The organism is Prevotella communis (assembly GCF_022024115.1).
GTDB classification, from domain to species: domain Bacteria; phylum Bacteroidota; class Bacteroidia; order Bacteroidales; family Bacteroidaceae; genus Prevotella; species Prevotella communis.
The window spans coordinates 2,608,636-2,632,994 of record NZ_CP091792.1; the positions used below are offsets into that span (position 1 = coordinate 2,608,636).

General features: G+C 49.0%; 10 protein-coding genes. 9 read left to right on the plus strand and 1 reads right to left on the minus strand.

Going from position 1 to position 24,359, the window contains the following annotated elements; all coding sequences use genetic code 11:
* The first annotated feature begins 141 nt into the window (after positions 1–141).
* Together L6468_RS10990 and L6468_RS10995 are read left to right on the plus strand one after the other, a co-directional pair.
* Positions 142–2,673, plus strand: coding sequence for a glycosyl hydrolase 115 family protein (locus L6468_RS10990; RefSeq protein ID WP_237793268.1), 2,532 nt, complete (start codon positions 142–144; stop codon positions 2,671–2,673).
* 18 nt (positions 2,674–2,691) lie between these two features.
* Complete coding sequence (locus L6468_RS10995) at positions 2,692–6,528, plus strand: hybrid sensor histidine kinase/response regulator transcription factor (protein WP_237793269.1); 3,837 nt, start codon at positions 2,692–2,694, stop codon at positions 6,526–6,528.
* Here L6468_RS10995 and L6468_RS11000 read toward each other — a convergent pair whose 3' ends face one another.
* On the minus strand, positions 6,529–7,491 hold the full coding sequence (locus L6468_RS11000) for a LuxR C-terminal-related transcriptional regulator (RefSeq protein ID WP_176757028.1): 963 nt from the start codon (positions 7,489–7,491) through the stop codon (positions 6,529–6,531).
* Positions 7,492–7,710: 219 nt separating this feature from the next.
* Here L6468_RS11000 and L6468_RS11005 point away from each other — a divergent pair, with 219 nt between their 5' ends.
* From L6468_RS11005 to L6468_RS11035, 7 genes are all read left to right on the plus strand, one after another.
* Positions 7,711–10,212 carry a glycosyl hydrolase 115 family protein gene (locus L6468_RS11005; protein WP_237793270.1) on the plus strand — a complete coding sequence of 834 codons (2,502 nt, stop codon included), beginning with the start codon at positions 7,711–7,713 and terminating at the stop codon, positions 10,210–10,212.
* 143 nt (positions 10,213–10,355) lie between these two features.
* Positions 10,356–11,789, plus strand: a complete 1,434-nt coding sequence (locus L6468_RS11010; RefSeq protein ID WP_431356549.1) for an IS4 family transposase — start codon at positions 10,356–10,358, stop codon at positions 11,787–11,789.
* Positions 11,790–11,848: 59 nt separating this feature from the next.
* On the plus strand, positions 11,849–13,624 hold the full coding sequence (locus L6468_RS11015) for an Ig-like domain-containing protein (protein WP_237793271.1): 1,776 nt from the start codon (positions 11,849–11,851) through the stop codon (positions 13,622–13,624).
* A 250-nt stretch (positions 13,625–13,874) separates the two neighbouring features.
* On the plus strand, positions 13,875–15,500 hold the full coding sequence (locus L6468_RS11020; protein ID WP_237793272.1) for an alpha-L-fucosidase: 1,626 nt from the start codon (positions 13,875–13,877) through the stop codon (positions 15,498–15,500).
* Positions 15,501–15,504: 4 nt separating this feature from the next.
* Positions 15,505–18,927: a beta-L-arabinofuranosidase domain-containing protein gene (locus L6468_RS11025; protein ID WP_237793273.1), complete on the plus strand. Its 3,423-nt coding sequence runs from the start codon at positions 15,505–15,507 to the stop codon at positions 18,925–18,927.
* Positions 18,928–19,085: 158 nt separating this feature from the next.
* On the plus strand, positions 19,086–21,446 hold the full coding sequence (locus L6468_RS11030) for a glycoside hydrolase family 2 TIM barrel-domain containing protein (RefSeq protein ID WP_237793274.1): 2,361 nt from the start codon (positions 19,086–19,088) through the stop codon (positions 21,444–21,446).
* 3 nt (positions 21,447–21,449) lie between these two features.
* A complete protein-coding gene (locus tag L6468_RS11035; protein ID WP_237793275.1) occupies positions 21,450–24,332 on the plus strand; it encodes a glycoside hydrolase family 2 TIM barrel-domain containing protein in 2,883 nt (960 codons plus the stop codon).
* Positions 24,333–24,359: the final 27 nt, after the last annotated feature.

Consider the following 24,359-nt stretch of genomic DNA (forward strand, 5'->3'; position numbering starts at 1 on the left):
AAAAAAATTGGTTTACAGATGATTTATGGTCTAAAAAAATGCCGAAAACAGGCAAAGAAACATTTTCACACACTTTATGATACATTTAATCATTGGTTTTTCCAATAAAAATGCGTACTTTTGCAGCAAATAACTAAAACGATGAAGAAATTCCTGTTTCTCATACTGATGATGCTGCCCATTATGGCGATGGGGGCTGACATCTTCCGTATTAAAAATGCGACCATCAAATACGACAAGCAGGAAACCCTTCAAGTGAAAAGAGCCATAGGCGATTTGCAGGCTGATGCCGAACGGGTGACGGGATGCCGCCCTACCCTCTCGACAAAAAATGTTCGTGGCCCGCAAATCATCGTAGGCACCTATGGCAAGAGTCCACTCATCCAGAAACTCATCAAACAGGGCGTTATCAAGGAAGCCGACCTCAAAGGCAAGTGGGAAAGCTATGTCCTCACCGTGACCAATGAGAAAGAGCCACGCCTTGTCATTGCCGGAAGCGACACACGCGGAACTATCTACGGCATCTACGATATCTCTGAGCGTATGGGTGTATCGCCCTGGTACTGGTGGGCTGACGTGCCTGTCTGCAAGAATCCGGATGTAGCCATTCAAATATCCGGCGATTACTTTGCCTCCGGTGAACCGGCAGTCAAGTATCGCGGCATCTTCATCAATGATGAGGACTGGGGATTAAAACCCTGGGCATCCAATCATTTTGAGAAGGAACTGGGCGATATCGGTCCCAGGACTTATGCCAAAGTATGTGAACTGCTTCTCCGTCTCAGGGCCAATATGCTGGCACCTGCCATGCATTCCTGCACAGGAGCTTTCTACTCGCATCCTGAGAGTAAGGTGGTTTGCGACTCCTTTGGCATCATTATCACCACCTCGCATTGTGAACCCCTGCTGCTGAATAATGCGGCAAAGAGCGAATGGGACAGCAACAGAGACGGCGAATGGAACTACAAGACTAATCGCGAGACCATTTACAAGAAATGGGATGCCCGCCTCGGCGAGGCCGCAAAATACGAAAACATCTACACGGTTGCCATGCGTGGTGTCCACGATGAGGGCATACGCGGCAATCTGCCCATGAGCGAGCGTGTGCCCCTTATTGAGCAGGTCATCAGGGACCAGCGCGAACTGCTGGAAAAACATAGTGTGTCCCGGTTTGCCCGCGATATCCCGCAAATCTTCGTCCCCTACAAGGAAACGATGGATATCTACGAGAACGGGCTGAAGGTACCCGATGACATCACCCTTGTATGGGTAGACGACAACTACGGCTACATGAAACGCGTGGCAAATCCAGAGGAGCAGAAACGCTCAGGTCGCTCAGGCGTCTATTACCACCTGTCATATCTAGGTGCCCCTCACGACTACCTGTGGCTCAACACCACCCCACCCGTTCTGATGTACGAGGAACTGCGCAAGGCCTACGACAACGGTGCCGACCGCTATTGGCTGCTCAACGTGGGTGATATCAAGCCGATGGAACTGGGCATGCAGACTTTCTTTGACATGGCTTGGGATATCAACGCCTTTGACTTTGAAAAGGTCTATCAGCATCAGGCAGAATTCCTGGCTCGCACCTTTGGTCATCACACCTCTCAACTCTCAGTTCTCAGTTCTCAATTACAAATCATCCTTGATGACTATTATCGCCTGGCATGGAGCCGCAAGCCAGAGTTTATGGGTTGGGAATATCAATGGGACGACAAGGCACATACGGGTCTGAAGCCTACCGAGTTCTCCTTTGAGCACTACGACGAGGCCCAGCGCCGATTGGCAGACTACCAGCGAATCAGCGACGAGGTGGAGCGGATAAGTTCAGAGTTGAGAGCAGAAAGTCTAGAGTTTGCCACCGCCTTCTTCGAGTTGCTGCAGTTCCCTGTTCAGGCTGCCTGTCAGATGAACCGTAAGTTCCTCATGGCGCAACTCAACCAGTTGCTGGCAGAGAAAGGCCGTTTCTCTGAAGCCAACTGGGCCGCTCGCCAAATGGAAGAAGCCTACGACAGTATCAATGCCCTGAACCGCCGCTATAACAAACAGCTCAATGGCAAATGGGATGGTATGATGGCACTCTCAACCAGTTTTACCAACACATGCCAGTTTTACCAGAAGCCAGAAGTGAAGCGTTTTGAAGGTGCTGGCGAGAAAGCCGTATTGCTGACGCCCCTCAGAGGCCGAAGCGCTATAGATTGTAAAGTCATTGACCTGCAAAATTGCCAACATGCATCGGAGGGTACCCGTATCGTTCACGGTCTGGGTTACGACGGAAAGGTGGTGCAGTTTGGTGATCCTTCGAAGGAGTCCGAAGACGGAGCCTTGGAAGATATATTCTATTGGTTCAAGAGTCCAAATTGTGACTCCGTAGATATTATTGTCTATACGGTACCCTTCTGGCCTCTGTATAAAGGCAAGCAGAATCGTGTGGGTGTAAGTGTGGATGACTCACCTGTGCAGGTCTTTGAAAACAAGTTCAAGGAGTACGACCGCACGTGGAAGGATCAGGTGATGCGCAACGGTGCTGTGTGCCGCCTGCGTTTCGCTGTCAACAAGAATCACCCTTACCACGAGTTGCGACTTGCAGGCGACCCAGGTCAGATGATTCAGCGTGTTATCATCGACTGGGGCGGACTACGCCCTTCATATATTGGACCAACGATTTAACCACATAAGCAAATGATTATGCGTCGTTTTACACTGACTATCATACTATTACAACTATTCTTCGGCCTGGCTTACAGTCAGACCGGGGTTTTCTTTTCCTCAGAACGTTTCTCCAGCGCGCTCATTAATGATTTGTGCCAGGATAAATACGGCTACATGTGGATAGCCACCGACTATGGACTAAACCGTTTCGACGGCTATCATTTTACAGAGTATCTGCATCAGCATAATGACTCTACGACTATCAGCAGCAGCACGGTATGCACCCTGTTCTGTGACAAGGATGGCGAACTATGGGTAGGCACCAATAAGGGACTTGACCGCTTCGACTATGCCACGGGAACATTTATCCACTATCCTTTCGCCAGAGGTCGCAAGCCACGTGTCACTAAGATGACGCATCTGAGCGATGGGAGAATGATTGTAGCTACCAGTGGCTATCATGGTCTTTACTGCATGGCCAACGAAATGGCAGACGACTATACCGAAGGCGACCTCGACATGCTGTTTGTGAATAGCGTGATGGAAGATGACATGGGACGTATCTGGCAATGCAGCTTTAGCGATCAGATATCCATGAAAGACGCCAACGGTATTCACAAGATGCGCACCACCCAGGGTTTCGTCGTTGACTTCGTCTATCACGACGGAGAATTCCTGATTGTCTGTATGCACGGACTTCATAGTTACCGTGACGGTCAGCTCACCATTCCCGATTACGACATGAGTGCACTGGAACCCAGTGCTATCATTCGCTGTGTGTTTACCGACAGTAAGGGCAACACCTATATTGGAACCCGAGGCGATGGGCTCTATTGCATCCCTGCCAACAGTAGGAAGTTAGAACGTGTACCCGCCATAGCCTCTGGCCTTAATTTACGTACAACGAAGATATGGGCCATTACAGAAGACCGTCAGCACAATATCTGGTTGGGTTGTCAGTCAAAGGGACTTGTGATGCTACCAGCCAAAAGTCCCCAATTCTCATCTTGGAGTTTTGCCACCCAAGGCATAGACCTTGCCTCTACCATCACGGCTGTATGTGAAGGTGACAATGGTTATATCTGGTGTTCTGTTCAGGGTAACGGCATCTATGGTTTTGATGCAGATGGACATTTGAAAGCCCATCCTACCGCTCCCGACAAGGCTGAGTGTATTTTCCGTGACCGCAGAGGCAACTACTGGGTGGGTACCGATGATGCTCTCTATGCCTACGACCCACTGACTGGCGTATCCACCAGGAAAGCGACCATCGACTGCGACAAATTTAATTCCATCACCGACGACGCACATGGGCGACTGTATATCTCCACGTTCTCTCGTGGACTATGTGTTTACGATACAAATACCGGTGACCTACGTCAGTATAGTCACAAGAGTAGTGGTCTGTGCAACGACTGGATCATGGGAGTAACCTCTGACAAGTCGGGAAATATCTGGTTGGCCACAGCATCGGGTGTGTCTTGTTATAATCCTAAGACAGAAAACTTTGATCGTCCTCATCTCTTTGATGTCATGTGTTTCAATGTGCTACAAACACGTAGCGGTGCTACTTATGTAGGAACAGAGCAAGGCATCTATCGACTGGAAGGCGAGAAACGGCCAGAGTTGGTAGCTTTGGGACAACTCTCTGTAGGCTATATGATTGAGGATGAACAAGGCTTCATATGGTGCTCCACCTCAAAGGGTATCTGGCAATATGACCCCGCCACAGGCAAAACCATCGGACATGTCTATGGCAATGGTCTTTCTGCTAAGGAATATATCACAAGCGTAGGACTACTTACCAGTGACAATAAGATTTGTTATGCCAACTATAATGGTCTAACCGTTTTTCGCTCTAAAGACGTCATTGGGTGCCACACAACGCTCAACGAACTCTATCTGACAGCCTTCCGTCTGCCAGACAGAATGATTTACACGCAGGATGATGATCATTACGAAGTGTCTTACCTCGACAATGCCATCACGCTGGAATTCTCACTACTCGACTATAACGCGCCAGAGAACATCATCTTTGAGTACCGTATCAACCAGTCGGCATGGCTGCAGAATCCGGAAGGCGAGAACACCATTCTGTTAAACCATCTCCAGCCAGGAACCTACAACATAGAAGTCAGGGCCATGTCTGGGACCACCTACTCACAGACCAAGACCATCACACTCACGGTGACTCCCCCATGGTATCGCTCCAAATGGGCCTACGCTATCTATCTCTTTGCATTCATCGGCATCATTACCGGCATAGGTTTCAGCTATCGCCGACGCGCCCATCGTATGTTGGCAGAAGAGAAGATGCGTTTTCTCATCAATGCCACCCATGATATTCGTTCACCACTTACAATTATCATGGGAGCCATCGGAAAACTGAAAGACTCAAAGATGGCAGAACTGAAGTCTGAGGATGATTTTCAGTCCTTTAATTCCTCGACCCTTCAACCATCCATTGAAACGATCGATCGCAATGCCCAACGTCTACTGCAGTTAGTCAATCAGATTCTTGACCAGCGACGTCTGGATAAAAAACAGATGCAGTTACATTGTCAGGAGACCAACATGGTTGATTTTATCAGCGGTGTGTGCAAACTATATCAGTTTAGTGCCGACCAGCGTAACATTTCATTCACCTTCGAGCACGAGCGAGACCATGTATTGGCATGGATTGACCGTATCAATTTTGACAAGGTCATCTCCAACCTGCTCTCAAATGCTTTCAAATATACCTACGATAATGGCGAAGTGAAGGTTGTGCTGCACGAAACAGAAAAGAGTATAGAACTGTCTGTCATCGACAACGGCATGGGCTTCAAGGATGAAGATCCCAACCGTTTCTTTGACCGCTTCTATCAAGGACAGAACTCTGCCAATCTGGGCATACAAGGCACGGGCATTGGTTTAAATCTCTGTCGTGCCATCACTGAGATGCATGGTGGCGAGATTAAGGCACAACGCCGTGAAGACAAGCAGGGAGCCTGTTTTGTGGTGACAATTCCCAAAGGCAACAAGCACCTGCGTCCTGAGCAGATTGTGACAGACAGTCCTGTGCGCGAAGTACTCTCATCAGGTATCAAGGGAAAGAAATCCTTCCGCCAGTTCCGCATCCTCATTGTCGACGATGAACCGGAAATAGCCCGTTATATCATCTCTGAATTAGGCGACCGCTATAAGTTTGACCATGCCATAAACGGCAAGGAAGCACTGAAGATGTTGCTTACTGATGAATACGACCTCGTCATCAGCGATATGATGATGCCCGAGATGGACGGACTCACCTTGCTCAAGCATATCAAGGATAATACGAATATCTCTCAGATACCCGTTATCATGCTCACGTCAAAGGCTGAGGTGGAGTATAAGCTGGAAGGTCTCAGAGGTGGTGCAGATGCCTATATTGCCAAGCCTTTCGACATGGAGGAACTGCATATCCAGATTGATAATCTCATTGACAACGTACGTCGCTTGAAAGGAAAGTTCAGTGGAGCCCTAAAACAGGAAGACCGTATTGAACAGGTAGAAGTAAAGGGTAACGATGATGCCCTCATGGAACGTATCATGCGCTCCGTCAATGCCAATTTCTCTGATCCAGACTATAACGTAGACACCATGGCCAACGACGTAGGTATCAGTCGTGCGCAACTGCATCGTAAGATGAAGGAGATTACTGGTGTTTCCACAGGTAAGTTCTTGCGTAACCTGCGTATGGAACAAGCCGCCCGTCTGCTTCGCGAGGGTAAGATCAACGTATCCCAGATTGCCGATCACGTAGGTTATGCCGATCAGGCCCATTTCTCTACAGCCTTCAAGACCCACTTCGGACAGTCACCCTCGGAATACGCCGAGACACACAAAGAGTAATCAGAGTTTCACGTTTGAGATATCTATCAGATTATTCACAATAGCATAAATCGTCAATCCTGCAGCGCTATGAATCTGCAGCTTTCTGGCGATATTGCGACGATGTGTAATCACGGTATTCACCGATATGCATAGATGGTCGGCAATTTCCTTATTCTGCATACCCTGCACCAAAGCCACGATGACATCCTTCTCACGATCTGACAGCAGTTCCTGACTCTCGCCAACGCCAGCCTTCGTCACCATATCCGAGATATTGCGCGTCACGTCGTTCTGCTTCACGATTTTCTCCAGACGACGAATGGCAGGCACGAAGATACTGTCTTCCACCATGGCGTGCTGACGAAGCCATACCTCGTTCTCGTAGATATCATGGAGAGTGGCAGTCAGCTGGTTGTTATGCAGTCCATCCTGTGGCAGATACTTAATAATGAGGAGCTTCAACTCGCGCAACTTCTTATCCGTTGCCCCGTGATGCTTGGAAAAAGTATCCACATTATAGTCATTGATGGGTTGTTTGTCTATCAGCGACTGCACATAGGGGAAGAGCGTCTTCTGCTCATACTTCATGTGACGGCGTATCTCCTGTGCATATTCGTCATAGAAACGCAGGATCAGCATACCCAGCGAGTCTTTCTCATCGAGCGACTCCTGCAGCTCCCTGCGGATGTAGGGCAACTGGAAATCAAGGAAATAGGCATGAGAAGCTTCCAGATAATGCAACAGCGTAGGGACTGACAACTGCTCATCGTTCTCGAAGCTTTCATACCCATTGGCCGTAAAGTTCACTACAGCCAGGAACGTATAGGTATCCACTCCGTTGTCCTCGCATGTCTCCCTGACGGTCTTATCACCGAATCCAAGATTGATTCCAAAACTACCGAGCGACTGCAGCAAATCATAGTTATCGCGAATCAGCGATATCATCTTGTCGTCAGCCTCATACATTTTCAGATTTCTCATCGTCCTTTTACCTATTTATGATTAATCGGTGCAAAGGTAAGCATAATTTTCGACTTACGCAATCATCAAAAATAGGTATTTTGCATAATTATAACAAATAAGTAAAGTGATTGAAATACAAGGATGAAACATATTCATGAAGTCTATGCAACAAAAATCGGGACTGTTTATGCAACATTTTTCTTACCTTTGCACCCAGAAACCATTAAAACTATAAGAATGAGAAGTTGTCTCTGTGGTATTTTTTTGTTGCTGGCTGTGCTTTCAGTATCAGCTAATGATAAGTTTTGTATTGCCAAAGACGGCAAGACTGCCACCATCATCGTTGACAAGAACGATTGGAAAGGCGTCATCCGTGCCGCCAACGACCTGGGTGATGACGTGCGCAAGGTGACGGGTGTTGCCGCCCCCGTCGAGTATGTCGATGTACCACAGCAACACGCCATCATCGCCGGCACCATCGGCAAAAGCCGCCTCATCGACCAGCTCATCAAGCAAAAGAAAATTGATATCAAGAGGATCAAGGGCCATTGGGAGGGCTACTATATCGATGTAGTAGATGACAATCTCGTCATTGCAGGCAACGACAAGCGTGGTACCATCTACGGTATTTATGAGATATCCAAGCGTATTGGCGTCTCACCCTGGTATTGGATGGCAGATGCTCCCGTAGTACATCAGGACGAACTGTACTACGACGAGGGACTTATCTACGAATGGCCTGCCGTGAAGTATCGCGGTATCTTCATCAACGACGAATGGCCTAGCTTTGGCACATGGTGTACCAAGCATTTCGGTGGCATCAACTCCAAGGCCTATGAGAAAGTATTTGAACTGTTGCTTCGCCTGAAAGCCAACTATTTCTGGCCGGCCATGTGGGGCACCAACTTCAACGAGGACGACCCGGAATCTCCCCGTCTGGCTGATGAGATGGGCATTGTGATGGGCACCAGTCACCACGAGCCCATGATGCGCTCACATCGTGAGTACCTGCAGCGCAAGGAACAGGTAGGTCCCTGGGACTACGCCACCAATAAGGAACGCGTGGATCAGTTCTTCCGCGAGGGTATGGAGCGCAATAAGAACTACGACAACCTCGTGACTATCGGTATGCGTGGCGACGGCGACGTAGCGATGGGTAAAGGTGATGATGCGGAAAACATGAAGACGCTCCACAAGGTCATCGACGGCCAGCGTAAGATTATCAAGGACATCTACGGACGTGCCGATGCCGTGCCCCAGCTCTGGGCTATCTTCACCGAGGTACAGCGCTATTATGATGCCGGCTTTACCGTACCCGATGACGTCACACTCCTTTTCTGCGACAATAATTGGGGCTACATCCGCCGTAAGGGCACGGAGAAGGAGCGCAAGCGCAAGGGCGGTCTGGGTCTCTATTATCATATCGACATGAACGGTGGCCCATGGAACGACCGTTGGGTGAACACCACCACCGTGCCCAAGCTCCGCGAACAGCTCAACCTCGCCTACCAGAGCGGTATCGACCGCATCTGGATTATCAACGTGGGCGACCTGAAACCCAAGGAGATGCCCATCTCGTTTATCATGGACTATGCATGGGATCCTGACTACATATACGTTGGTGATGAGCATGAATGGCTGAAAAAATGGACAAAAAGCGTGCTCGGCAATCTACCCCAATCGGACATCACCGATTGCACAGAAATCATCGAGGAGTATTCACGTCTGAACCTAATGCGCAAGCCCGAAGTACAAGTACCAGGTCTCTTCAATTATCAGGAAATGCTACACCTTAATAATATATGGCAGTCCCTCGTACTTCGTTGCGAATCGCTAAAGGAACGCATACCCGCTACCGCCCAGGATGCATTTTATCAGTTGGTATATTATCCCGCAGTAGCCTCTGCTGGTGTAGCCATGATGTATAACGCAGCTACTGTAGGCGATAGTCTAACTGTCTGCGAGCTGATGAACAAAGACGAACGACTTACAAACTATTATAATAAGGAGATGGCTGGCGGCAAATGGGAAGGTATGATGCTCGACAACCATATCGGCTACACACAGTGGTCGATTCCAGAGAAGAACCGTCATCCCATGTCACTTGGCTATAAGGTAACTCATGACCTAAGCGCCACAAAGGAGACCAAGGAATACTCTTTCCACGCCTACCATTATCTCCATGTCGACGATGGTTGGATGGAATATCCGCTGCTGAGTTGGAGTTTAGCCTGCATGGGAGCCTCAGACGTGATGAAGGAATGGCCGGCCGACGGCAGCGGTCCAAAACTGGAGTACGACATAGACCTGTCTCCCACCGACGGCAAGGGAACCATAGCCATCGGCATTCTGCCCACACAAGACATCGTGCCTGCCCGCGGCCTGCGCCTTGGGGTACAGATTGACGACCAGCCGATGCAGGTTATTGATGCCCGTCAAGGTCTGCACGACGAATTCCAGGAATACACACCGAAGAACCTCGCCCAGTCAAAGAACCTGAAGGCTCTCCCACCCCACAACAACCTGTTGCTTAGCGGTTGGAAGGACGGCAGGAAGATGCTGCGCCGCGACGAAGTGTTTGACAATATCCGCTGGCTGGAGGTGAATTTCGCCAACACCACTCCTGGCAAGCATCAACTGAAGCTCATCATGATTGATCCCGAGATCGTTATCGAGACCATCGTGGTAAACCCCGACAACAATCGCTACAGCTACTTCGGAGCACCAGAAAGACAATAACACCTAACTAAAGTTTCGCAAGTGATGGCGCACCTGCATAATTTAACATAAAATAGGAATAAAAATGGCTTCGAAGTTTGCTCAACTCACTGAAAATGAGTAACTTTATAGTCGCCAAACAATAAAGTTCAAACTTAGAAGCCGTGAGCAAAGGTACAACAATTATTTCAGATTTGAGAAGCTTTTTCTCAGAAAATGAGAATAACCGTGCAATTAATGCGATTATGAGAGTGATGGAGTGCATAAACATACGTCCGGAGCAGATAGGGCCAGAGAAGAAAGAGAACTGCAAGTTCACGAACGTGCAGGTCCTTAATCTTTTGATGCTGTTCCCTTTCTTCGTCGTCAGGAATGCATACCGGTACTCTGGCTCTTCATTAAGCCGCTTGTTCTGTTGTGAGAAGGACATGTTCTATCGTTTTATGAATGATGGTGATATCAAGTGGCGCAAACTGCTGTATGCGATGAACCTCCAGCTGCTGCGTAAGATCAGCCGTAGCACCGAGGCTGAGCATGACAAGCCTGTCTGCCTGATTATCGATGACACAGACGCTCCAAAGAGTGGTCGCAAGAGTGAACTTATCGGCAAGGTTTTCTCTCATATCCAACATAAGAGCATCCTCGGCTACAAATGTCTGACGCTGCTTCTGTGCGATGGCATGAGCCAATTGTTTCTCGATTTCTCGCTTCATGGTGAAGAAGGCAGTAATCCTGACAAGAAGCAAGGGTTGACGGACAAGCAACGCAGTGAGCGTTTCTCTGCCGACTATACGGGGCAATGTGTTGAGGAGCGCATAAAAGAATACACCATGAAGAAGACTGACAAGGCAATCGAGATGGTGAAGTACGCTATCAAGCGTGGAATACGTTTCGACTATCTGCTGGTTGACAGTTGGTTTACCAGTGCAGACTTCGTTCGCCTGATTACCAGCCGCCACATCAAGTGTCATTTGATTGGTATGATAAAGATTGGAAAAACCAAATACCACACCCAGTGGGGTGATTTGACTGCTAAGCAGATTATCAAGAAGCTCCAGAAGCAGGGTCTCACCAAACATAACAGGACACTCAGATGTACCTACTGCACCATCGATGTGAAGTTTGCAGGTACCACCGTGCGTTTGTTCTTCTCGAAACGAGGCAGGAATGGGCTTTGGAATGGATTGCTCACTACGGACCTCTCGCTTAGTTTTCTCAAAGCATACAGGACGTACGCTATCCGCTGGACTACCGAGGTGGCTTATCACGACCAGAAGCAACTGCTCGACTTCGGCAGATGTCAGAGCGTACACTTCTCTGCACAGATTGCCAGCTTTACGCTGATCATGATGCAGTACAACATACTTTGCACGGTGAAGCGGTTTGAAGCCTACGAAACCGTCGGGGCGCTCTTCCGTGATACCACTGGCAACACTCTCGAGCTGTCCGCTTCGGACAGGATATGGGAACTTATATTGGACACCATCCTGGAAATCGCAGAGATGATCTCTGCCGATGCCAGTGAACTGCTTTCTGCGGTTATTGATGCCAATCCTAAGTTCCATAAGCTATATCAAATGTATAAATTAGTCGCTTGATGAATGAATATTCACTTGCGAAAGTTCAGACACCTAATATAAAAGACTAAATAACCATTATGAAACAAACCATTTTATTGCTATTCCTATTTATAGTAGGACTAACGCCTGCCAAGGCCGACAACATCACCGTTGACGGCACCAATCGTTCGTACAATGTCATAGTACCTAAGAACTTAGGCGAAGGTCGTCCGCTTCTTATCTTCTGTCATGGGTATAATCAGGATGCCGGTTGGATGCAGAACAGCGAGTTCAAAAATGACCAGGTGAGTATGGAGGCGGTATGCGACACAGCCAAGTTTGTCTGTGTATTCCCCAATGGCATCAACAAATCATGGGACACCAGTGGCAATCGCGACATTAACTTTATCAAAGCCATCATCGACAAGATGGTGACACAGCATAAGATTGACCGTAACCGCGTCTATCTGGGCGGATTCTCCATGGGCGGCATGCTGACCTATCACGCCATGAACAAAATACCCGACCTCATCGCAGCCTTTGCCCCCTGTAGTGGCTATCCTATGGGTGGTGCTACCGCCAATGCTAACGTACGAGCCATTCCCATCCTGCATATCCACGGCACAAGCGACGAGACCTGCGCCTTTAGTGGTGCGCAACCGGCCCTCAACGTATGGATCAGACATAACGGTTGTCCCACTACGGCAAAGGTCACCAACAATTATAATGGCTTCGGCGGCTGCAAGATGCACGTCTGGGGACCCGGCAACGACGGTTCCGAGGTGCGTCTGCTGGAATTACCCAACAAAGGACACTGGATTTGCAAAGAGAAGCAGGTATATACTGGTAAGGAGATATGGAACTTCTGCAAGCGCTTCTCACTGAACAAGACCACGCCCAACGTCAAGATCACCTCACCTGCCACAGGTGAGAAGTATGTCGGCTTTGGTCCGAAGAACGAAGTGACCTTCCCCGATATCACCATCACAGCCACCGCAGACGATCCCAACGGTACGGTAGAGAAAGTGGAGTTTTACGATGGAAACACGCTATTGGCCACCTGCACGGAAAAGCCCTATAGTGCCACGTTGACAGGAGCAACTGCCGCCAAGCACACGCTGAAAGCCGTTGCCACAGACAACGACGGAGAGACGAGTACAGCAACCATTGAGGTTACATTCCAGGCTCCCACCTCATTGAGCCTCGCCACAGGCTTCACAGAAGGAGGTGCTGTTCCCGCGGGATGGACCACCTACGACAGTAGCGAGAAACGTACGGGCTACAGCAGCGGATTCTCTTCCGGATGCCGCGTGTTGCAGTTCACCGGCACCACGAAAGGCTTCAGCTACGGTCTTTACTTCCGCAACATCAATGGCAATAAACATCAGGGCTACGCTAAGTACGGCCTAAAAGATGCCGGTACAACAGTCAGCATGGCCCCTGGCCACTACACCCTGAAATATAAGATGTGCAACTGGAACATGGCCGACTTTGGTCCTATAGAAATCCATATTGAGAAGCGCACGGGCAATGTCAGCATAGCCAGTCAGACCTATACGCCCAATATCAACATCGGCAATAAGACAGACAATAACTTCAGCAGTCCTGCCCAACAGACTTTTGAGTTTGACATCACAGAACAAGGAGACTATGTCATCGCCATCTACAGTGCTGCATCAGAATGGAGCGACGCCATCATCGGACAGATGTATATCATGAACAACAGTTATGTGGCAACGGGGATTCATACCACCCAAGCATCCCAAGAGGGAAATGAGAGAATCTACAACTTGCAGGGGCAGAACATCAGGAGTCTGTCCCAGCAAAAACCAGGCATATATATTAGTAACGGTAAAAAGATTATAAAAAGGTAACACGAGAGTCCGGGTCTTCAACAGCAAGACCCGGATTTTTATTTTATCCTATTATTATATTATTAAATCCTACATAAATTCTTTTTTATATCATATATTCTTTGTAATTTTGCACCCATTATTACAACCAATAAACAATATGCGTAAAACCCTATTATTTCTCGTTTTATACCTCATGGGAGTGTCGTGTTGGTCACAATCAAAACCATATGGTCCTATACCCAGTGAAAAACAATTGCACTGGCAGGAGATGGAAATGTATGCTTTTATCCACTACTCCATGAACACCTATACCGATCAGGAGTGGGGATTTGGCAACGAAGACTTGAAGTTGTTTAATCCCTCTGACCTTGACTGTCGCCAGTGGGCACGCGTCTGCAAACAAGCAGGCATGAAGGGTATCATTTTCACGGCTAAGCATCATTGTGGTTTCTGCATGTGGCCTTCGAAATATACAGAGTATAGCGTTAAGAACACACCATGGAAAGATGGCAAAGGTGATGTTGTGAAAGAGTTGGCCGATGCTTGTCGCGAGGAAGGACTGAAGTTCGCCGTCTATCTCTCACCGTGGGACAGAAATCATCCAGACTACGGTAAACCAGAATACATTACCTATTTTCGCAATCAGTTGCGCGAATTGCTCACCCAATATGGCGACATCTTTGAGGTGTGGTTCGATGGTGCCAACGGTGGTGACGGATGGTATGGCGGTGCCAACGAGGTACGTCGTATTGATGGACGCACCTACTACGAATGGGCCGAAACATTCAAGATGATTCGCGAGTTGCAGCCCAATGCTGTCATCTGGAACGATGGTGGCGACCGTGGTGATCTGCGCTGGGTGGGTACTGAGGCTGGCAATGTGGGCGAGACAAACTGGAGTCTGATGCCTTCGGAGGGCGACACCCCCTATCATATGCTGCATTTCGGAGTAGAAAACGGCGACGTATGGTGCCCTGGCGAAACGAATACCAGTATCCGTCCAGGCTGGTTCTACCACGAGACAGAAAACGAACACGTGAAGAGTCTGTCGAAACTCATGGACACGTATTATAAATCAGTAGGCCGCAACTCCACCCTACTACTTAATTTCCCCATCGCCCCCAACGGACGCATTCATTCCAACGACAGCCTGCGTGGTATTGCCTTCAAAAAGATGATAGACCATATATTCAAGAAGAATATCATCAAGGAAGTGAAGGCGCCCAAGCTTACAAGCGGGTCTTACATCATCAACTTCAATAAGCCCACATCATTTAACCGTTTCCTAGCAGAGGAGAATATCGCTTTAGGACAACGTGTCAAGAAGTTCACTTTAGAAGCTCTCGTCGATGGACAATGGCGGTCTTTAAAGGACGCATTGGTAGATAATGGTGATGGTCTCACCACAGTAGGCCACCGCCGCATTATCTGCTTCCCAACAGTCAAAGCCACAAAGCTCCGTTTCTCAATTACTGATACGAAAGCTGAACCAATCATTAAGAAACTGGGCGTTTACCTCGCTCCTGAACTCACAGCCGACATTCAGGATTCTGGTGAGAAGAAGTCATCAGACCTGCATATATTCTTCAGCAGTCCCACACAGATGATGATTGACTGGGACCAAGAACAGACATTTACGACCTTCCGTTACTTGCCACCACAAGGAACAAAGGATGGCCTTATCACTCACTACACCCTTTGGGCCTCTACAGACTGGTCACATTGGACCAAGCTTGCATCGGGAGAATTCTCTAACATTGTTAATAATCCCATATGGCAGACCATTAAGTTCCCTGCCACCAAAGCCCGCATCATCAAATTCGATGCAGACCGACTGGCCGAGGGTAGCCGCATGGGCTATAGAGATATTGATATACACCCAAAACGCAAATAGACTAATGAAACGAATCCTATTACTCATCATGCCATTGTGGGTTGGCATCATCCACCTGCATATTGTGGCACAAGAGAGAGTTTATACCTTGCTTGATTGGAAATTCAAAGATGCTTCTCAAGAATTAAAGCTCAATATGAGTGAATACAAGCTAGACTTCAACCATCCTCTGCCTTATACTGATATGCAGAAAGAATGGAAGGTGGCAGCAGAACTGAAGTGCGGAACACTCGGAACAGAACAGGTGTTTGTTTGTAAGGAGGGAAAAGCGACTCATCTTCTGGGCAAAAACTCGCTATTTGGTGACATTTCTCTAGGTTATGACAACATGCACAGGCAGTTCTTTGTAGAAGTGATTGACAAAAACGAACAGCCGCATCGTCTGTGTGCCGGTCCTACTGTCATAACGGGACAATGGTATCGGGTGAGTGCCACAGCACATTATGACGCCCAAAAAGACGAGTCTGTGCTTGAACTGAACGTTGACGGTACAAGTGACATGTTGCGCTATCCAGGCAAAGCATTGCGCCATAATGCCTCTCTATGGGTGTTGGGACACGGATTCCCCAGTGGTTTTCCCAACTCTTTGCAAGTGCGTGAAGGAGCAATCCGCAACCTTGAAATCAGCGGTGCACCTCTGCCTCGTGTGGCAGGTCAGAATCCCCTCTTCACAGACCGATTCACAGCCGATCCCGCGTTCACTGTGATAGGAAACACCGTCTATGCTTATGTAGGAGAAGACTGTGCTGGACCTGGCGGATGGTTCAATATGCCTCGCTGGCTGTGTTATTCATCCACAGACATGAAACATTGGACCGCACATGGCCCTGTACTCAAGGCTGCCGATTTCCCCTATGCGTCTCCTGGTGGTTCATGGGCTGGTCAGGTAGTGGAGCGAGACGGCAAATTCTATTACTATGTCACCTTGGATTATAAAAACAAGCCTGAACATGCCATTGATGTGGCTGTGAGCGATTCACCTACGGGTCCCTTTACACCAGCAAGAATAGATGGCACACCGTTAATTACAGATGACATGACTCCCGATTCCCATCGTGGCAATGCCGACATCGACCCGACGGTGCTGATTGACGATGATGGAACTCCTTGGATGGCATGGGGCAATGGCGACTGCTATATGGTACGACTGAAGAAAAACATGATAGAGCTGGATGGAGAAGTCAAGAAAGTACCGATGCGCAATTATAGCGAGGGACCTTGGCTCTTTAAACGTGGCAACCTGTATTACAACGTATATGCTTCTGATGCTCCAGGCGTACAGTCAGAACAAATGGCCTATTCCACAGCGGAACAAATGGAGGGTCCATGGACCTATCGAGGATTTGTCAGCACCTCGGCCAATCATGGCTTCACCATCCATCCTTCGGTCATTCAGTTCAAGGGCAAATGGTATTACATCTATCACGATGGTTCCTACCAGCTTGAAGGAGCTCCTGGAGGCGATTGTCGCCGCAGTGTGTGCGCCGAGAATCTGTATTTCAATACTGATGGCACCATGCAGTTTGTTCCTCTGACACAAGAGGGACTGAGCGAAAAGAATGATTTACTATCGACACTCCGCTCGGTCGAAGGACGCTTGCAAGACAAAAAATCTCGACAGCCAACACCGTTGAAGCAGTGGTGCACAACTCAAATCACGGGTGGCGACTGGCTATTGTTGGAACAGAAGGATATGGAGTTCGTGAGTTCCCTCAGTGCTGACCGTTTGCTCTATTTCTTTCGTCAACGTGTGGGACTTCCACAGCCCGAAGGGTGTTTTCCTTATGGAGGATGGGAATCGACAGATTTGAGGGGGCACACCTTAGGACACTATCTCACAACGCTGAGCCTTTTTTATTTTCAGAGTGGTGACACAGAGGCAAAGAAAACGGTGGATTACATAGTCGGTGTATTGAGGGAGGTACAGATGAAAGGTGGCAGTGGATATGTCAGTGCCTTTGGCGAAGAAATGCTCAACCGTGTGGAAACAGACGGCAGCGGATGGGCACCATACTACACACTTCACAAAATCTTGCAAGGTCTCCTTGATGCTCATCGATATACTGGCAATGAGATGGCTCTGACCATTGCCAGCGAGATGGGCGACTACATTTATCTGCGTACAACACGACTGCAGGACAAGGAACTTTGGCGTCACAATATGGACGTGCAGGAAGTGGGAGGCTTTGCAGAGGCAATGCTCAACCTCTATCAGGAGACGAAACACGAGCAGCATCTGAAAGCTGGACAGTTCTTCCAACAGACAGACAAACTCCTGCCATCGGCAGGTGGTCACGATATACTGGATGACAAGCGGACACCAAACTTCCATCACGCAAACAGCACAATACCACAGTTCATCGCAGCAGAACGTGAGTATGAGATCTCAGGCGACAAGACCTTGCTTTTAGCTGCTGTGAATTTTTGGAAACACGTCACGTTGCATCGCACCTACTGCAATGGTTCCACAGGCAATCATGAGCACTGGAACCTACCTCCTGACCATATCGGAGAGGAACTCGATGGACAGGCCGGCGAGACTTGCTGCACCAATAACCTTATCAAGCTCTCGAACGACCTTTTCCGCATCACCCGGCAGCCCCAATATGCCGAGTATGTGGAACGAGCCACCCTCAATCACATCATGGGCAGCATAAATCCTGAAAACGCTAACTTCATGTACTTCCATACACAATTACCTGGCTCCTTCAAAACCTACGGAAAGAATACTGACGTATTTTGGTGCTGTACGGGTACTGGAATGGAGAACCACGTGCGTTACGGACAATCGGTCTTTTTCTCCGATGCCGACACCCTCTACGTCAGTCAGTTCTTTCCTGCGCAACTCAACTGGACAGACAAGAAGATGATTGTAGAACAGACAGGCGACCTCACGCACGATACATTTATAAGAATCCGCATCACTAAAGGAAGCGGACGTGCAGTGCTGAAAATCCGCATTCCCTCATGGTGCAAGGGCTTCAAAGCAACATGCGCGAAACAGGACCTACACTATGAAACAAGAGACGGCTACTGCATAATCAGCGGAAGTTGGAAACAAGGCGATGTCATCAGTGTACATCTTCCGATGCATCTGCGCTTGGAGCATCTACCCAGCCAGCCTCATATCGTCGCTCTTTATTACGGTCCTTTCGCACTTGCTGCCGATATGGGAACAGAGGGCATAACAGAAGACCGTGTGAATGTGACTGACAATTATTTTGGCGGCTATCCCTCCTACATGCAACCTGCCGATCCCATACCCGCATTGACGGGCTCAAGGACCAATCTTGATTGGATTCGCAAAACAGAAGGGAAATTAGAATTCTCTACCACAGCCACAAGCGATGGCAATCCTGTTCGGTTTGTTCCTCTCTACAAAACTTTTGGTATCCGCTTTACCGACTACATGAAATTGAATGATTAAACATCCAGAATGAACCTATGAATGATTTAGAAGCATTAGATACTGCGAAATCAATCGATTTTAGCCTTACATATGATTGTTTTTTACGCTTCCCTTGGCTTTCTCAGGATTATTACATAACTTTGTACCCCAAATATAACCCAAACCTAAAAAAGAAAATGAAACGACTTTTTTTATTTGCAATGGTGCTGTGTGGTACCATGACAACAACAGCACAAGACAAGCAGTTGTTTGACGATAACTGGCAGTTCACTCGTAACGGCAAGACCACCAATGTAAACCTGCCTCACGACTGGGACATCTACGAAGGTCCAAACTCCGGCAAGGGAGCCACAGGCACCGGCGGTGGTTGGTTTGAAGGCGGTAAGGGCGAGTACCGCAAGACATTCAAGACACCTAATGCCGATATCACCAAGCTCCACTTCGAAGGTGTCTATCAGAAGGCAGAGGTCTTCGTCAACGGACAGAAGGCCGGACAACACGGCTATGGCTACACGCCTTTCACTATTGACGTAACGAATTATCTCAATAAGGACAAGAAACAACCAAACGAAGTCATCGTCAAGGTCAACAACAGCGAGCAGCCCAACTGTCGCTGGTACTCAGGCTCTGGCATCTATCGCCACGTGTGGCTGGAGACGATGCCTGCATTGCATATTGCTGAGAATGGCATTGTTGTCAAGACACCCGTGGTAAGCGAGAAAGAAGCAGAGGTTTCAATTCCCGTCAATGTGAACAATGCATCCCAGGCAGACCGTCAACTTGACGCTATTGAGGTAACGTTCAACGAAGGAAGCTTCAAAATGGCCCCACAAACGAGCCACATTCTGAAACAGTATTTCGAACATGGATACACGATGCATAAGGCATCAAGCCTCACCGTAGATTTTCACTTTACGATTGCCAACCCTCATCTTTGGTCGCCCGAAGATCCTCATTTATATGAAGCCATCGTCAAATTAAAGTCTGAGGGACGTATCATTGGCGAGCAGCGTGTGAAGTTCGGCATCCGCTCCTTCTCCTTCGATGCCGAGAAAGGTTTCGTGCTCAACGGCAAGAAAGTGCTTATCAACGGTGCCTGCGTACACCATGACGACGGTGTGCTGGGTGCTATGGCGTTCGACGCTGCAGAAGTTCGCAAGGTGAAGCAGATGAAGGAAGCTGGTTTCAACCTGATTCGCACCTCACACAATCCTACGACCCGTGCTTTCCTTGATGCCTGCGACTCCATCGGAATGCTGGTTATCGACGAGGCTTTTGATGGCTGGCGCACGCAAAAGAATCCCTACGACTACTCTACACTTATCGACTCCTGCTATCAGGAGGATATCCATGCCATGGTGAAGCGCGACCTGAATCACCCTAGCGTCATCTCATGGAGTATAGGCAACGAGGTTATTGAGCGCAAGGACATCCGCGTAGTCTATACCGCCCGACAGATGAAGAAAGCTATACTGGAAATAGACAATACGCGTCCTGTTACAGAGGCGCTCTGTGCCTGGGATCGCGATTGGGAAATCTACGACCCACATGCCGAGGTGCTCGATGTGGTAGGCTATAACTACATGATTTTCAAACACGCCAGCGACCATAAGCGCGACCCCAAACGCGTTATCTGGCAGACGGAGAGCTACCCACGCGATGCCTTCAGAAACTGGGAGATTGCGAATGACTACCCCTACGTCGTGGGCGATATCGTATGGACAGGCCTCGACTATTTGGGCGAAAGCGGCATTGGTCGCAACTATTATAAAGGCGAACGCGAGGGCGAGTCGTGGATTAAGGGCGGACAGCCCGAATGGCACGGTGCCCCCTGTGGCGATGTCGACATCACCGGTTGGCGCAAGCCCATCAGCCATTACCGCGAGATGCTGTGGAACAAAGACACGCCACTCTACATGGCCGTCAAAGAACCCAACGGCTACCACGGAGAAATCAAGACGACGATGTGGAGTGTCTGGCCCACATGGGAGTCGTGGACATGGCCAGGATGGGAAGGCAAACCTATTGAAGTAGAGGTATATACAAAAGAGCCAGAGGTAAAACTCTATCTGAACGACCAGCTTGTCGGCACAAAGAAAGTGAGCCGCGAAACCGAGTTCAAGGCCGTCTTTACCGTCAACTATGAGCCTGGTGTATTGAAGGCAGTATCAACCAGTTCAACCAGTCTGCTTCAGACTGCCGGCGAACCCGCAAAACTAAGATTAACTCCCGACAAAAAGATCATGACTGCCGACGGCCAAGACCTCACCTTTGTCACCATCGAGGTAGTCGACAAGGACGGTCATGTCTGTCCCGATGCTGTCATTCCCTGCGAAGCCTTTGTCAAGGGACAAGGTACATTATTGTCGTTTGCCTCTGCCGACCTCAAGGATACCGAGCCCTACACCACGCCTCGTGTAAAGACATGGAAGGGACGCGCCCTACTCGTGGTACGCAGCACACATAAGAAAGGTAATACACAGATCAGCATCAAGAGCAGTCTGCCTACGGCCAGTCTGACCATAAAAACGAAATAAACGATGAAAAGAGTCCTCGTTGTACTGGTAGCATTGTTAGCTCTGCAGACACAGGCCCAAACACACGATTGGGAGAATCCCGCCGTGCTGGGCATCAACAAACTGCCTTATCATGCCACGCTTCAATTGCCATCCAAGCAGAAAGAATGCAAGGAGATTATCTCACTCGACGGACAATGGCTCTTCCACTGGAGCCGTAAGCCCGAGGAGCGTCCTGCAGATTTCTACAAAGAGGATTATGACGTGAGCCAATGGAAGAAGATTAGCGTGCCTGGCAACTGGCAATTACAGGGCTATGGCACGCCTATCTACGTAAACATGAGTTATCCCTTCGCTAAAGACCGTCCCAGCGTAACTAGTGAGCCACCCAAGGACTGGACCGCATACGAGAATCGCAACCCTGTGGGATCGTATGTTACGTTTGTCGACGTGACGAAGGATATGCTCTCAAAAAACCTGATTCTCCATTTCGGAGGTGTACACTCAGCCATGTACCTATGGGTGAATGGCCAGAAGGTGGGGTATAGTCAGAATTCCATGTCGCCTGCAGAATTTGATGTCACAAAGTACATGCGGGCAGGCAAAAACAAGATTGCCGTTGAAGTCTATCGATGGAGCGACGGCTCCTATCTGGAGTGTCAGGACATGTGGCGTCTGAGTGGCATCTTCCGCAGCGTTCAACTGTGGGTACGTCCTTTGGTACACATTGCCGACTACAAGATAGAGGCTATTCCCAATGCCGACTACTCGCAGTTCACAGTTAATGCTAAGATTACTGTATGCAATACTGGCAAGAAAACAGCAAAGGATCTGCTGGTTCAGTTGCAGATGGCTTGTCCCGAGCTGTATGGCGTCAACGTCGATCCTAACCATAGGAACATAGCCAACCATTGCATATCAAAATTGCATGCTGGCGATACCACTGTCGTAGAACTCACGTATCACTATGACACCCCGCCTCGTCTTTGGACTGCCGAGAAGCCTTGGCTCTATCCCTTCACCCTGCAACTGCTTGGCATGAAGGACAGTAAGAATAATGAAGAATTTGCCTATCATTTCGGTGTAAAGAAGATTGAAATCGTTGGCGAGGTCTTCAAGATTAATGGTAAAAACGTGAAGTTGCGTGGTGTGAACCGTCACGACCATCATCCAAAGACAGGTCGCTATGTCGATAATGCCACCTACGAGACAGATATCCGCTTGATGAAGCAGGCCAACGTCAACTTCTTGCGCACCTCTCACTACCCAGACCGTGAATACCTATATGAACTCTGCGACAAATGGGGTATCTACGTGATGGACGAGGCCAACCACGAGACCCACGGCTACGGCTATGCCAACAAAGTGATGGGCGAAGACCTTTCATTCCAGAAAGCCCATGTGGACAGAGCCGAGTCATTGGTGAAGCGCGACTTCAACCACCCCTGCGTCATTCTGTGGAGTCTTGGCAACGAGGGTGCTCAAGGGCCCAATATCGAAGCCATGTATCACAAGGTGAAGCAGCTCGACACAACCCGTCCGGCCTTCTACGACAGCGACCGTCGTTATTCTGATATCTGGGACGACAGTTATCTCTATCCCGACGAACTGAAGAAGAATGCCCAGACGGTAAACGACAAGCCTTTCATGATGCGCGAATATGCCCATGCTATGGGTAACTCCTGTGGTAATCTGCAGGAGTACTGGGATGTGATATACAGCGACTCCTCCATTTGCGGCGCCGCTATCTGGGACTGGGTGGACCAGGGAATAGAAAAAGATGGAACATACCTATACGGTGGTGACTTTGGCGACAAGCCCAACGACGGGCAGTTCTGCCTCAATGGCCTGCTGGCTCCTGATCGTACGCCCCACCCCCACTACTATGAAGTACAGAAGGTGTATCAGCCCTTGCAGTTTCTCCGCGAACCAGATGGCACCATCCGCATCGTCAACCGAGACAGTTTTACCACTGTTGACGAGTATGATATCACCTACGACACCCTGCGCTATGATAGCGAAGTGGTACTCAATGTTTCCGCCCACCAGAAAGAGGATAAGCCCTGGGCCAAGAAAGGGTTTACAATTGCTCGAGAGCAGTTCGTTCTACAGACGTGGAACTGGAAAAACAAGGCGGAAGTCGCAACGCACCTCCACCACAAGGAGAAGCAAGAGACTAAGTCATTCACAATCAGCGGAAACGCCCTCACCTCTTGGATCGTCGATGGCCACGAGGTACTACAGGCTCCGCTGGAGCCCTATTTCTGGAAACCAGAAAATGACAACCAGAGCGCAGCCGGTTTTGCCCGTCGTACAGCCATCTGGAAGGAAGTAAAAGATGTCAAGGTGAACTACACCATCATCAACGAGCACAGCATTCTTGTTGAGGTGGACTATCAACCTGCAGCACAGGACCGCCCCGTGATGCCAAAATTCGGCATGAGGATGCGTCTGCCAGCCAACTACACCGCGATTACATATTATGGCCGCGGTCCCTGGGAGAACTATCCAGACCGTAAGCGTTCTGCCTTCCTCGGCAAGTACCAGATGCCCCTATCGGCATACGAGACTGATTATCTCCATCCACAGGACAACGGCAACCGATGCGACATCCGCTGGTTTGAGATTTCATCCGCTCCTGCGGCAGTTGGGTCTCCTGCGGCGAGAACCCTGCGTATCGAGGGCTGTCAGCCCCTCTGCATCCGAGCATGGGACTATGGTGAGGAAGATCTTGAAGGTGTTCATCATCCCAGTGATATCCAGCACGGTCGTTTCGTCAATCTCAATATCGATGCCAATATTCACGGCGTAGGTGGAACAGACACATGGGGCAAGCGCACCCTTCCCCAGTACACCATTGACGGCAACCAGCCCCATCATTACAGTTTTATCCTATCATTTCAATAAGAAAAACGAGGACACCTTACGCATTTG

Coding starts and splice junctions, on each gene's coding strand:
- L6468_RS11025 (WP_237793273.1), top strand. CDS start 15,505: ATGAAACGAATCCTATTACTCATCATGCCATTGTGGGTTGGCATCATC.
- L6468_RS11015 (WP_237793271.1), top strand. CDS start 11,849: ATGAAACAAACCATTTTATTGCTATTCCTATTTATAGTAGGACTAACG.
- L6468_RS11000 (WP_176757028.1), bottom strand. CDS start 7,491: ATGAGAAATCTGAAAATGTATGAGGCTGACGACAAGATGATATCGCTG.
- L6468_RS11020 (WP_237793272.1), top strand. CDS start 13,875: ATGGAAATGTATGCTTTTATCCACTACTCCATGAACACCTATACCGAT.
- L6468_RS10995 (WP_237793269.1), top strand. CDS start 2,692: ATGCGTCGTTTTACACTGACTATCATACTATTACAACTATTCTTCGGC.
- L6468_RS11030 (WP_237793274.1), top strand. CDS start 19,086: ATGAAACGACTTTTTTTATTTGCAATGGTGCTGTGTGGTACCATGACA.
- L6468_RS11035 (WP_237793275.1), top strand. CDS start 21,450: ATGAAAAGAGTCCTCGTTGTACTGGTAGCATTGTTAGCTCTGCAGACA.
- L6468_RS11005 (WP_237793270.1), top strand. CDS start 7,711: ATGAGAAGTTGTCTCTGTGGTATTTTTTTGTTGCTGGCTGTGCTTTCA.
- L6468_RS10990 (WP_237793268.1), top strand. CDS start 142: ATGAAGAAATTCCTGTTTCTCATACTGATGATGCTGCCCATTATGGCG.